This window comes from Streptomyces sp. DH41, from assembly GCF_029813785.1.
Taxonomy (GTDB): domain Bacteria; phylum Actinomycetota; class Actinomycetes; order Streptomycetales; family Streptomycetaceae; genus Streptomyces.
In genome coordinates this window covers 1-12,842 of sequence record NZ_JARVKY010000021.1, presented here as the reverse complement: position 1 = coordinate 12,842, position 12,842 = coordinate 1, and the positions used below count along the sequence as shown (strand labels likewise).

Genomic DNA, 12,842 nt, shown 5'->3' with positions numbered 1-12,842 from the left:
GATCCTTTCGTCACCAGCGCGACGCGGCGTCGACCGCCGGGAGGAACGCCGCCTAGGCCGCAGGACATAGAGCGTCGGTACGGTGCGCAGGTCCGGGCCGGGCCGGCCGACGTGGATGGACCGAGCCGGGCTGTCCCCCCCCCGGACCGGTGCCGTGAAGCAGCCGGGCCCGCACCGTACTCCCGGTCCACCCCGGCACGGACGGGTCCGACGCTTCACGAGCGTCGATTCCTCAGGGCACGGGCCTCAGCGTCCTCGGCGAGGGTTCGACGGGCACGAGCTCCAGGACGGAAACCAGGGACGCGGACGGCACCGTCCTGGTCGACGTCAGCCCGGCTCGCTCGAAGAGGTTCTCGAATTCGTCGAGGCTGCGCTCGCGTCCGGTCGACAGCGCCATCATGTTGAGGTCCATCAGCGGCTCCAGACCCGGTCTGCCCACCTCGTCCACGATGAGCTCCATCACCAGCACGCGCCCACCCGGCTTGAGCGCTTCCCGGCAGTTGCGCAGGATGCGCACGCAGGCATCGTCGTCCCAGTCGTGCAGGACGAACTTCAGCAGGTGCACGTCCCCGGACGGCACCCCCTCGAAGAAGTCACCGCCGACAAAGGTGAACCGGTCCGTGACGCCCAGGTTCGCCGCGGAGGCGTCTGCCTCGGCACCCACGTGCGGGAGGTCGAGGACCAGCCCGGTCAGTCCGGGATGCCGCCGCATGAGCGTCTGGACGAGATTCCCGCCAGCGCCGCCGACATCCACGACGACTTCGCTGCCCTCGACCTCGATCACATCCGCCAGATGGTGGGCGAGCCCCTCGGTCATGGCCGTCATGGCGTTGGTGAAAACCCCGGCTTCCGCCGGGACGGTGGCAAGCCAGTCGAAGAACGGGCTGCCGAGAGCGGCCTCCGCCTGGGTGGTGCCGGTGCGGATCGCGTCCGACAGCCGTCCCCAGGGCAGCCAGTGCGACCCGGCCCCGCCCCACAGCGCCAGGTCCCGCAGGGAACCCGGGGCGTCGGTGCGCAAGGTGTCCAGCAAGGACGTACCGACGAACCGCTTCCCGTCCGTCGACGCGGCGAGCCCCAGGGAAGCGCACGCCCGCAGGAACCGGAAGGTCGAGTCCGGGTCCAGTGACTCCGCCGCAGCCACTTCCGCAGGCGTGGCACCGCCGGTACCCAGGTGATCGGCGATGCGCAACTCGGCTGCGGTACGCACCACTTGGGTCACCCAGTACCCGGTCATCATCTGGAGCATGCGCCCCGTGTCGTCCCTGGGCGGTTCGGCGGAACCCGCCGCGACGAAATCATGCTCGAACAAAGTCATGTGCTGCGTCTTTCGATTCGGAGATGGGCGGAGCCAGGAACGTTCGACCGGACCGCCCCCGGCGGGGCGGGGCCTGCTCCGCGTCGGGTTTCACGCGTACGGCACCGTGCGTGCGGCACGGGGCCTCGCGGGGTTGTGCTCGGCTGCCGTAGGCGCCGGTTCACTCGCGGCGGCCATGCTGCGGGACCACGCGGAACCTCCGTGCTCTGCCGATGGGCGGCTGACGCGTCCGGCGGCCGGCCACCGGGGCGCGGAACGCGGTTCCGAGCCCTGCGGCCGAGCCGAGCCCGCGCCCGCCTCCCCGAGATCCTCCTCGTGAACCGGCCGACAGGCATCGACCGAACGGCCTATGTCGCTGGTCTAGCTGTTTCGGGGGGACGTGTTTCAGGGGGCTCGCTGGCGGCGCCCCCCACCCCGGACATCAGGACGACTCGTCGAGGCGGGCCGCGTGAGGGCCCGCTCCGCGACCATGGCCACCCTCGCCTGCGCCGCCGTCCTCGCCGCGGGAGGTCTCACCGCGTGCGCCGCGGCACCGGACAACGGAAGAACCCCGGCTTCCGGCGAGGCCGCACAGAGCGGTCGGCAGCAGCCTCCGGCCACCGCGACACCCCCGCCCGTACCGACGACGCGGCCGCGCCCGGCCGAGGGCGCGGACGTCTCGCCGCACCCGTACGTCGGAATGTGGGTGACGGCCGACGGGCACATCCGCCAGGAGCTGACGGCGAACGGCCGCTACGACGAGGCCCGTGGCGACCGGGAGAGCGCCTGCACGGGTTCCTACCGGGTCTCCGGGACGCGGATCGAGTACGTCGACGACACCGGGTTCGGCGCGGACGGGACGTTCGACACGGACGTACTGCACCACGGGGGCTACGTCTTCTACCGCGAGGGCAGCGACGCCCACCAGCGGAACAGGGAGCGACGACACTGACAGGGAACACCTCCGGGCCGACGCGGAGCACATCCGCGGCGGCACGGATCAAGGGCGGGCCGGCGGTGCTCACCGGCACCGCGACCGTCTCTACACTCGCGTCAATGAGGATGGTCCGACGCCGGCTGCCGCCGGCTCTGTTCGCGGTAGTGCACTCGGTGCTGTTGCTTCTCACGGTCCCGACACTTCAGGCGCCGCCGAGCACCATGGCGTGGATCACCGCCTGCTCCGCCACGGTGGTCACCGTCGTGGCGCTCGACCGACGCGACCGGACGCCGCTCGCCGCCCTCGGCGCGATTCTCCTGGTGTCCGTGCTGGGGCAGATCCTGGCACCCTCCGACATGCTGGTCCTGATACCTGGACTGGCGGTCCTGGTGGCTCTCTTCGCCGTCACCGCCCGGAGCGACTGGAGCGTCGCCCTGGGCGCGACCGCCGTCGCAGCCGTCGTCCAGCCCCTGCCCACCGCCGTACGGCACGGCTTCGGCGGTGTCTCCTTCTCCGACTGGATCATCGACGTCGGCCTCTACCTGCTGGCGGCCGCTCTCGGCGCCGGCCACCGGTACCGGCTGCGGGAGCGGCAGGCGGCGAAGGAGCGGCTGGCCCGGGCCGAGAGGGAACGGGAGCAGGCCGCCGGTGTCGAACGGGAGCGCCTGGCGGGCGAGTTGCACGACATCAGCGCGCATCACCTCACCTCGGTCGTGGTGTCCGTCGAGGCTGCCCGTCGGCTGGGTGGAAGCAGACCCGAACTGGCCGCTGAAGCACTCGAGTTCGCGAGCCGCACCGCTCGCGACACCCAGTCCGCGCTGCGGCGTCTCGTGACGGCCATGCAGATCGGCGACGCACCGGCTCCCGTGTCGATGACCGCCCCGATCGAGGCCCTGATCGCCGGCTTCGGCAGGCTGGGCCGCCCCATCTCCGTCTCCCTGCCCGCCGACCTCGCCGGCCCCGCGGCGGAGGCGGCCCACGGCATCGTCCGGGAGGCGCTGACCAATGCCCTGCGCTACGCACCGGGCGCCCCGGTCAGCGTCCGGGCGGAGAGAGCCGGAGACACCCTTCGGCTGACCGTCGACAACGGCAGGCCGCCCGGCGGCACCGGCGGCGACAGGCTGGGCCTCGGCTCCGGTCGAGGGGTGGCCGGGATGCGCCGGCGCGCCGCCGCCCTCGGAGGACAGGTGTCCGCGGAGCCCCGTCCCGACGGAGGCTGGCGCGTGCGTGCCCTGCTGCCCGACACCCCGTCCGTACGACGGCCGGTCATGGGGCGGCGACGCGACTTCACCCGCGAGCGGCGGATCGCGGACGGGGCGGTCTTCGGCTCGGCCGCCGTGGCGTCGTGGGCCTTCGCCCTGACGAACGCGAGGAACGCCGGTCACGGAGTCCCGGTGTGCCTGCTGCTCGCGCTGGTACTGGCCGTTCACGCGCTGCCGCTGTTGTGGCGACGGCGCGCTCCTTGGCTGGTCCTCGGGGCCGTCGCGGCCACCGCCCTCGTGTGGCCGGTGCTGCTTCGCGGCGATGTGCTGCCGTGGTCCACCGCGGACTCTCTCCTGGGCGGGGGAGTCGTCGAACTGGCCGCCGTCTACGCCGTCGCGGCCTACGGCCGTGCCCTGAGACCCGAGACCGCGCCCGCCGCCCGGTATGCCGGGTCTCCGGCGCCACCGATGACGTACCCGTCCGGGACCCGGCTGTCGTATCTGTCGGTTCCCGCGGCGGTCGTCTCCTTCGCGGTCTCCATGACGGCCGCTGTCGCCGTCGACGGAACGCTGTTCGGCGAGTCGACCGGTTCCCTTCTCCTCTTTCTGTTCAACGGGTTCTTCCTCTTCGTCATGCAGTTGGTCGCGCTCGGTCTGGTGTTCACGGCCGCGTGGGGGGCGGGGGCACTGATGCACGGTCGCCGCAGGCGTGAGCTGAGTCGCGAAGACGCGGCCCTCACCGCCCAGTCGGCGTATGCGGGCGAGCTGATCCACCAAGAGCGGCGACGAGTAGCCGGCGGTCTGCAGGAGACGGTGCTCCAGCAGACCACCCGAGTGATCGCCTCGGCGGAGGCGGGCAGCCTGGACGACGTCGCCGCGGCGTCGAGGGCGACGCTGGCCACCATGCGCCGACTGCTCGGGAGCCTCGACGCCGGAAAGGCGCCCACGGCACCGCTGGAGACCGCCGCGCAGGGCGCCCCCCGTACCTAGACCCCCGTACCTGGAAGGGGAGGGCCGACACGCCACTGCCCAACCCCTCCGTGGGAAGATGTGGCGCAGGCGACGGTCCCCGCGTGAGCCAGGCAAGGAGAGGCGCCATCACCATACGTGTGCTGGTCGTGGACGATCAGGCGATCGTCCGAGCGGGTTTCGCCGCGATCCTGGACGCCGAGGTCGACATGACCGTGGTCGGCGAGGCCGCGGACGGGGACGCGGCCGTGTCGATGGCGGCCGAACTCGCCCCCGACCTGGTGCTGATGGACATCCGGATGCCCGGTATGGACGGCCTGACGGCCACCCGGCTGATCACCCGTCACAGCGGTCGTAGCAGAGTCCTCGTGCTCACCACGTTCGACCTCGATGCCTACGTCTACGACGCGTTGCGTGCCGGAGCCTCCGGCTTCCTGCTCAAGGATTCCGAGCCGGACGATCTGCTGTCCGCGATACGGGTCGTCGCCTCCGGGGACGGCGTCCTCGCCCCCGCGGTCACGCGACGTCTGATAGCGGCCTTCTCCCGAGGGGCCCCGGTCCACGCGGAGGCCGCCGGAGCCGTGGACCGCCTGACCCAGCGCGAGCGCGAGATCCTGGTCCTGGTGGCCACGGGCCTGAGCAACGCGGAGATCGGAGCGCGTCTGAGGCTGGCCGTGGGCACGGTGAAGGTGCACGTCAGCGCGGTGCTCAGCAAACTGGCTCTACGGGACCGCGTGCAGGCGACCATCTTCGCCTACGAGAGCGGACTGATCCGCCCGTCGGGGACGCCCACCGCCTGAGAGGCACACCCGCACGTGCGGCGCACGGTGACCCGCCACCTCCGAGGATCGGTCCCGGCGGCCGCTCGGGTGGCGGGACGGTGATCACGACCGTGCGGACGGTGGGTGCGCGGCACCCGGGAAGCCCGCACCCGGGGGGACGGCGGCCTGGTCGCGTCCCGTCGCGGGGCCGAGAGTAGAACCATGACCGACAACGACGTGCCCAGCAACGACATGCCCAGCAACGACGTGCCCGGCGACCCGCACCCGTACGTCGGGATGTGGGTGACCGAGGACGGCTGCATCCGTCAGGAACTGCTGCCGAACGGCCGCTACGACGAGGCCCGGGGCAACCGCCGAAGCGCCTACACCGGCCGCTACACCGTCACCGGCAGCCACCTCGACTACGTCGACGACACCGGCTTCACCGCCACCGGCGATGTCCGCGACGGCGTTCTCTTCCACGAGCACCTCGTGCTCCACCGCGAGGACGCCCCGCGCGCCCGACGGGGAGCCCGGCCATGACCAGGAACCGACCGCGGGTGACCGTCGTGAGGGCGGAGCGGCGGAGAGGCGGGGCGCAGGCCGGCCGGAATCGGCCCGCCCGCAGGCGCGAAGACGCCTCCGCCCCTCGGACACCCGGGACCCGCTACTTCGTGGCCCCCTGCGCGAACCCGTTGTAGATGTAGCGCTGGAGGAAGAGGAATATCACCAGAGTGGGCACGATCACGAGAATGGCTCCGGCGGAGATGTTCTCCCAGTGCGCGCCGAACGGTCCCTTGAAGCGGAACAGGGCCGTCGACATGGTCCCGAGTTCCTCGGAGGGCATGTACAGGAACGGGATGTAGAAGTCGTTGTACGTGGTGATGCCCTTGATGATGACCACGGTGGCGATCGCCGGCTTGAGCAGCGGAAAGATGATCTTCCGGTAGATGGTGAAGGAGTTGGCGCCGTCGAGCCGCGCCGCCTCGTCGAGGGACCTGGGGATCCCGCGGATGAACTGCAGGAAGATGTAGATCGACACGATGTCGGTGCCCATGTAGAGCAGGATCGGGGCCCAGCGGGTGTCGAACAGGCCGAAGCTGTTGACGACCTGGAAGGTGGCGACCTGGGTGGTCACGGCCGGCACCAGGGTGGCGATCAGGAACAGCGCCATGACGAGCTTCTTGAAGCGGAAGTCGAAGCGGTCGATGGCGTACGCCGTCATGGAGCCGATGATCACGGTTCCGGTGATGGAGAACAGCAGGATGAAGGCCGTGTTGCCGAAGGCCGTCAGCATGTGGCCGTCGGTGAACGCGGTGGCGTAGTTGGAGAAGTTCAGCCAGTCGTCCGGCAGGGACAGGGCGCCCTGTCCGTCGGAGATCTCGCCGTAGGACTTCAGTGAGGTCAGGAAGACCACGAGGAGTGGGACCAGGACGACCAGGGAGGCGACGATCAGCGACAGGTAGGTGAGCGCGGTGCCGACGCGGAGGCGCCGGCGGGGCCGGTCCTGGGCGGGGGCGGTGATGGTCATACGAGGTCCACCTTCTCGTCGGGCACGATGCGGCGCTGGATCCAGGTGATCAGCAGGATGATGACCAGCAGCACCACGGCGCACGCGGACGCCAGGCCGGTCTTGTTGAACTGGAAGGCGAACTTCACCGTCTGGATGACGAAGGTCGAGGTCTCGGTCGCGCCGCCGGTCATGATGTACGGGATCTCGAAGACGGACAGTGAGCCGGAGATCGCCAGGATGACGCTGAGGCTCAGCACCGGGCGGATACTCGGCGCGATGATGTGCCGGAACTGCTGCCACCGGGTCGCGCCGTCGAGTTCGGCGGCCTCGTAGAGCTCGCCGGGGATCGACTGGATCGCGCCGAGGAACAGGACGAAGTTCAGTCCGGTGAAGCGCCACACGGACACGCCCGCGAGCGAGGTGTTGGCGGACTCGGGACTGCCCAGCCACGCGTGGTCGGGGTCGGCGCCGAACCAGGACAGGACCGAGTCGAGGGTGCCACCGTCCTGGAAGAAGTACAGGAAGACGAAGCCGATCGCGACCCCGTTGATCAGGTAGGGGAAGAACAGGATGCCCTTGAACAGGTTCCTGAAGCGCAGGTCGAAGCTGAGGACCGCCGCGAAGTAGAGGGCGACGACGATCTGTACGGCGGACGCCGCCAGGTAGTAGAGGCTGACCGCGAAGACCTTGAAGAGTTCGGGCCGGGTGAACAGCTCGGTGTAGTTCTCGCCGCCGACGAAGTTCCGGTCGGGGCTGACGCCGTCCCAGTCGGTGAAGCTGTAATAGATCATGTTTCCCACCGGCACGTAGGTGAACGTGACCAGCAGGACGAGAGGGGCCAGAAGGAACAGCCACGGGGTGATACGGCGCGACGGCCGGTCACGCCACGAGGCGGCACCCGGCGTGCGGCGCCGGGAGTGACTCTTGCCGGTCCGGCCCGGCTCGGCGGCCGGAGCGGGCGGGGATGCGGTGGATGCGGTGCGGGTCATTGCGGGGCCAGGGCCTTTCGTCGTCCGCTGAGGGCACTGGGGCGGGGGCCCCTCCCGTCGGCGGGGAGGGGCCCGGCTGGAAGCCGGATCAGGAGCCGGCCATCTGCCTGGCCTCGGACCAGCGCTTGTTCAGCTCGTCGAAGTAGCCGTCGAGCGACCCGTCCACGGCACCGCGGGCGATGTCGATCAGCTTCTGGCGGTAGTCCGGCTTGGCCAGGCCGATCTCGGAGGCGTTGTCGATGGCGTTGACCTCGGCGGTCTTCGCCTCGGAGCGCTCCACCATCTTGACATCGTTGTCAACGTAGCCCTTGAGGGTGGCGGGCATGGCGTCGGCCTTCAGGGCGGAGACGGCGCCCTCCTTGGCCGAGTAGCCCGACTCCTCGGTGAACCAGTCGATCCAGGCCCGGGCCGCGCTCTTGTGGTCGGAGTGGATGTTGACGGCCTGCTGGTAGTCGGAGACCAGGGTCGCGCAGAACGTGCCGCCCGTCTGCGCCGGCACGGGCATGAAGCCGATGTCGTCGGGGTTCTGGCCGGCCTTCTCGGCCGCGTCCCGGAACTGGTTGATGGCCCAGGAGCCGAGCATCATGCTGCCCACCTCACCCTTGGCCAGCTGGGTCTTCGAGCTCTCCCAGTTGGTGGTGGCCGGGTCCTTCTCCGACAGCTTCTCGTGCACGATGTCGTGGAGCAGGGTGTCGAGCACGTTCAGCTCCGTGCCCTTCTCCCAGGGCTTGTCCATCGCGGCCAGCTTGTCCGAAGCCCGGGTGTCGCAGCCGACCGACCCGACGCTGTTGGTCCAGGGGCTGCTGAGCGGCCAGCCGTCCTTGAAGTTGGTGTAGTAAGGGGTGGCGTCCGTCTTCTCCTTGACGGCCTTCAGGTCTGCCATGAACCGCTGGGTCGTCGTCGGCCATTCGGTGATGCCGGCCTTCTCCCACACCGCCTTGTTGTAGACGAAGCCGTTGGCGGTGCCGAAGGTGGCGATCCCGTAGGTCTTGCCGTCGACGTCGGTCTTGTCGGTGAAGCGGTAGGTGCTCTTCATCGTCGACGTGTCGCCGAGCGGTGCGAAGAACTTGGGGTAGTCGCCCTTGGCGATCACCGCGGGGATGAGCAGGACGTCGCCGTAGTCCTCCGTGTTCATACGGATCTTCACCTCACCCTCGTAGTCGGTGAGGCCCTCGAACTTGACCTTCACCTCGGGGTAGGTCTTGTTGAACTCGGCGGCGTACTTCTTCATCGTCCCGTCCTGGATCAGGTCGGTGCGATTGGTCAGGACGGTGATGTCCCCCGAGACGCCCTCCGGGTTCACCGGCGCGGCGGCGGTCTCGTCGGCGTTCGGGCTCCCGCCCCCGCCACACCCCGCGACGGTCAGCATCGCGGTGGTCAGCAGAGCGACGCCCAGCGTCCTCTTCCCCATGTGCCCAGCTCCTTCCAAGGATTACGGCTCGGGCTGCGGTGGTTGTCGGCGACTATGTCAGGCGTCCTTGAACCGGTAAAGCTAAGCGTCGCACCGCGATACTTAATCGTTACCCGCGGTGAATGGCTGCGCCGGATGCCGCTGGTACTTACTGTGGCGTGGCGGTGGATCTTGTCAAGAGAGGTGGGCTAGACCGGTTCACTTGTGTGAGGTTAGGTTAGGCCGCGTCGCACATGTAACGGGGCCCGTCCCGCCTAAAGGAGCCGCACATGAGGGAAGTCGTCCAGCTCACCGAGGACTGGAGCCTGCGCCACGGCGAGAGCCTGCTGCCCGCCCAGGTCCCCGGCTGTGTCCACACCGATCTGCTCACGGCCGGCCTGATCCCGGACCCCTTCCTCGGCGTCAACGAGCCGGAGGTGGCGTGGGTCGGACAGCGTGCCTGGACCTATGTCCGGGACGTGGCGGCCACCGACACCGCCGAGGAGGGCCACGAGCGGACCGATCTGGTCTTCGACGGACTCGACACGGCCGCGACCGTCACCCTGGACGGGCGGGAGCTGGGACGCACCCGCAACATGCACCGCCACCACCGATTCGACGTCACCGGTCACCACGGCCTGCTGAAGGTGGACTTCGCCTCCGCCTACGACGAGGCCGCGTCGGTACGGGCACTGACGGGTGAACGCCCCAACGTCTACCCGGAGCCCTTCCAGTACATCCGCAAGATGGCGAGCAGCTTCGGCTGGGACTGGGGCCCGACACTGGTGACCGCCGGAATCTGGCGTCCGGTCCGGCTGGAGCGCTGGTCGACGGCGAGACTGGCCGGGGTGCGTCCCCTGGTGACGGTCGAGGGCGCTACCGGCCGGGTCGAGGTGCGCGTCGAGGTCGAGCGCACGGAAGCGGGCACGGACCGTTCTCTCACCGTCCGGGCCACCGTCGCCGGTGTCGAGGCCCACGCGGCCGTCGACGGCACGCGGGCCGTGCTGACACTCGACGTACCCGACGTCGCCCTGTGGTGGCCACGCGGCTACGGCGCGCAGCCGCTCTACGACCTGGAGGTGGTGCTGGTCGAGGACGGGCCGGAGACGGAGCCGCTGGACTCCTGGCAGCGGCGCATCGGTTTCCGGAACGTGGAACTGGACCGCTCCGCGGACGAGCACGGCACCGGATTCACCTTCGTCGTCAACGGCGTACGCGTCTTCGTCCGAGGTGTGAACTGGATCCCTGACGACGTCTTCCCCTCCCGGATCACACCCGAGCGGTATCGCACGCGGCTGCGTCAGACGGCCGAGGCGGGCGTGGACCTGGTGCGGATCTGGGGTGGCGGGATCTACGAGGACGACGCCTTCTACGACGCCTGCGACGAGCTGGGCCTCATGGTCTGGCAGGACTTCCTCTTCGCCTGCGCCGCCTACCCGGAGGAGCAGCCGCTGCGCGGAGAGGTGGAGGCCGAGGCCCGCGACAACGTTGTCCGGCTGATGCCGCACCCGAGCCTGGTCCTGTGGAACGGCAACAACGAGAACCTGTGGGGCTTCCGCGACTGGGACTGGGAGCCCGGACTCGCCGGCGACTCATGGGGCGGCGGCTACTACCTGGACCTGCTGCCACGCGTCGTCGCCGAACTCGACCCGACCCGCCCCTACACGGCGGGCAGCCCCTGGTCCGGCTCCTGGGACCACCACCCCAACGACCCCGCCCACGGCACCCACCACTCGTGGGAGGTCTGGAACCGCCGGGACTACGCCGAGTACCGCGACTCGGTGCCCCGCTTCGTCTCGGAGTTCGGCTGGCAGGCACCGCCCGCCATGGCGACCCTGCGGCGGGCGCTGCCCGGCGAACGACTCGCTCCCGACTCGCCCGGCATGCTGCACCACCAGAAGGCCGAGGACGGCAACGGCAAGCTGAACCGCGGCGTGGAACGGCATTTCGTCCTGCCCGAGGACGACTTCGACCGCTGGCACTACCTCACCCAGGTCGTGCAGGCCCGCGCGATCGCCGCCGGTATCGAGCACTGGCGTGCGCACTGGCCGGTGTGCGCCGGCACCGTCGTCTGGCAGATCAACGACTGCTGGCCGGTCAGCTCCTGGGCCGCCATCGACGGCGACGGAAGGCTCAAGCCCCTCTACCACGAGCTGCGCCGCGTCTACGCGGACCGGCTCCTCACCCTTCAGCCGGGCACCGACGGGCCGGTGCTCGCCGTCGTCAACCAGGCTGGCGAGCCGTGGCAGGCGCCCGTCACACTGCGCCGGATGCGGGCGGACGGCACCGAGGCGGCGAGCCTGGTCCTCGACGTGGCCGTCGGCCCCCGGTCGGTGCACCGGCAGAGTGTGCCCGAGGAACTGGTACCGGACGAGCGGTCGGGCAAGGAGTTCCTCGTCGCCGACCACGGCGGCCTGCGCGCGCTGCACCTTCCCGTGCCGGACAAGGACTTCGCGTATCCGGTTCCGCGTTACGACGTGGCCGTGGAGTCCCCCGTCGGGGGTGATACGGGTAGTGTCGAGGTCGTGGTGACAGCACACACTCTGGTACGCGACCTTCTCCTGCAGGCCGACCGGCTCGGCCCGGACGCGGTCTGCGACAGCGGACTTCTCACCCTCCTCCCCGGAGAACGGGCCCGCCTTCGGGTCACGGGGGCCGCCGAGGCCGGAGCCAACGCCGTGCGCGCCGCGCTGTACTGCGTGGAACCGGCGTGAGCGCACCGTCCGAGCGCGTCACCATCAAGGACGTGGCCGCCGTCGCGGGCGTGTCCAAGGGTGCCGTGTCCCTGGCGTTCAACCACAAGCCGGGTGTCTCCGAGCCCACCCGGGAGCGGATCTTCGCGGCGGCGCGGCAACTGGGCTGGGCGCCGAACTCCTCGGCCCGCAGCCTGTCCCGGCAGTCGGTCGACACCGTCGGGCTGGCCATCTGCCGGCCGGCCCGACTGCTGGGCCTGGAGCCCTTCTACATGGAGTTCATCTCCGGCATCGAGAGCGTGCTGGCCGAGCGGGACTGCTCGTTGCTGCTGCGGCTGGTCGACTCGCTGGAGGAGGAGATCGGCCTGCAGGAGCGCTGGTGGAGGGAGCGGCAGATCGGCGGCTCGATCCTGGTCGACTTCCACCGGGAGGACCCGCGTGTCGAGCCGCTGCGGAAGCTGGGCCTGCCCGCCGTGGCGGTCGGACACCCGTCCCTGACCGGAGGCTTCCCCTCGGTCTGGACCGACGACGCCGCCGCCGTCGGCGAGGCGGTGCGTTATCTGGCGGCGTTGGGACACCGGCGCATCGCACACGTGGGCGGCCCCCGCGGCCTGGGACACAGCGCCATCAGGACGACCGCCTTCGAACAGACCATGAGGGAACTCGGCCTCGAGAGCGGCCCGCACGCGGAGACGAGCTTCTCGGGCGACGAGGGAGCACGCGCCACCCGCTCCCTGCTGCTGGCCCGGGAGCGGCCCACGGCGATCCTCTACGACAACGACATCATGGCGGTCGCCGGACTCGGCGTCGCCGCCGAGATGGGCATCTCGGTGCCGGACGACCTGTCGCTGCTGGCCTGGGACGACTCCCAGCTGTGCCGACTGACCCATCCGACGCTGTCCGCGATGAGCCACGACGTGCACGGCTTCGGGGCCCAGGTCACCCGCGTGCTGTTCGAGGTCCTCGGTGGCCGGGAGGTCGCCTCCCAGCCGGTGGCGACACCGTCCCTCGTCCCGCGCGCCTCGACCGCGTCACCTCGTTCCTAGGAACGCGGAGGGCTGAGGGGCGCGGACGTGTGGGGGGCGCGGCAGGAT

The 12,842-nt window shown here is 70.2% G+C and carries 9 protein-coding genes and 1 pseudogene; 6 read left to right on the top strand and 4 right to left on the bottom strand.

Features of this window, described 5'->3' with window-relative positions; translation table 11 throughout:
- Positions 1 to 232: 232 nt before the first annotated feature.
- Positions 233 to 1,315, bottom strand: coding sequence for a methyltransferase (locus QC283_RS28845; protein WP_279564646.1), 1,083 nt, complete (start codon positions 1,313 to 1,315; stop codon positions 233 to 235).
- 661 nt (positions 1,316 to 1,976) lie between these two features.
- On the opposite strand from QC283_RS28845, the pseudogene QC283_RS28840 reads away from it, so the two are divergent.
- The 4 genes and pseudogenes from QC283_RS28840 to QC283_RS28825 form a co-directional block, all read left to right on the top strand.
- Positions 1,977 to 2,246: pseudogene (locus QC283_RS28840) on the top strand (Atu4866 domain-containing protein); the annotation flags it as partial.
- Between the two features lie 104 nt (positions 2,247 to 2,350).
- The gene (locus QC283_RS28835; protein ID WP_279564645.1) at positions 2,351 to 4,423 is read left to right on the top strand and encodes a sensor histidine kinase; all 2,073 of its coding nucleotides are present in this window, start codon (positions 2,351 to 2,353) and stop codon (positions 4,421 to 4,423) included.
- A gap of 107 nt (positions 4,424 to 4,530) precedes the next feature.
- Positions 4,531 to 5,202 (top strand): response regulator transcription factor, encoded by a 672-nt coding sequence (locus QC283_RS28830; RefSeq protein ID WP_279564778.1) that lies wholly within the window; start codon positions 4,531 to 4,533, stop codon positions 5,200 to 5,202.
- A 213-nt stretch (positions 5,203 to 5,415) separates the two neighbouring features.
- Positions 5,416 to 5,706 (top strand): Atu4866 domain-containing protein, encoded by a 291-nt coding sequence (locus QC283_RS28825; protein ID WP_279564777.1) that lies wholly within the window; start codon positions 5,416 to 5,418, stop codon positions 5,704 to 5,706.
- 124 nt (positions 5,707 to 5,830) lie between these two features.
- Here the strand turns inward: QC283_RS28825 and QC283_RS28820 are convergent, their stop codons facing one another.
- The 3 genes from QC283_RS28820 to QC283_RS28810 form a co-directional block, all read right to left on the bottom strand.
- On the bottom strand, positions 5,831 to 6,694 hold the full coding sequence (locus QC283_RS28820) for a carbohydrate ABC transporter permease (RefSeq protein ID WP_279564644.1): 864 nt from the start codon (positions 6,692 to 6,694) through the stop codon (positions 5,831 to 5,833).
- Positions 6,691 to 7,665, bottom strand: a complete 975-nt coding sequence (locus QC283_RS28815; protein ID WP_279564643.1) for a carbohydrate ABC transporter permease — start codon at positions 7,663 to 7,665, stop codon at positions 6,691 to 6,693. Before QC283_RS28815 ends, QC283_RS28820 begins: the two co-directional genes overlap by 4 nt.
- An 88-nt stretch (positions 7,666 to 7,753) precedes the next feature.
- Entirely contained in the window at positions 7,754 to 9,076 is a 1,323-nt protein-coding gene (locus QC283_RS28810; protein WP_279564642.1) for an ABC transporter substrate-binding protein, read from the bottom strand.
- A gap of 269 nt (positions 9,077 to 9,345) precedes the next feature.
- On the opposite strand from QC283_RS28810, the gene QC283_RS28805 reads away from it, so the two are divergent.
- Positions 9,346 to 11,769, top strand: a complete 2,424-nt coding sequence (locus QC283_RS28805) for a glycoside hydrolase family 2 protein (RefSeq protein ID WP_279564641.1) — start codon at positions 9,346 to 9,348, stop codon at positions 11,767 to 11,769.
- Complete coding sequence (locus QC283_RS28800) at positions 11,766 to 12,794, top strand: LacI family DNA-binding transcriptional regulator (protein ID WP_279564640.1); 1,029 nt, start codon at positions 11,766 to 11,768, stop codon at positions 12,792 to 12,794. The genes QC283_RS28805 and QC283_RS28800 overlap by 4 nt, the downstream gene beginning before the upstream one ends.
- Positions 12,795 to 12,842 lie beyond the last annotated feature (48 nt).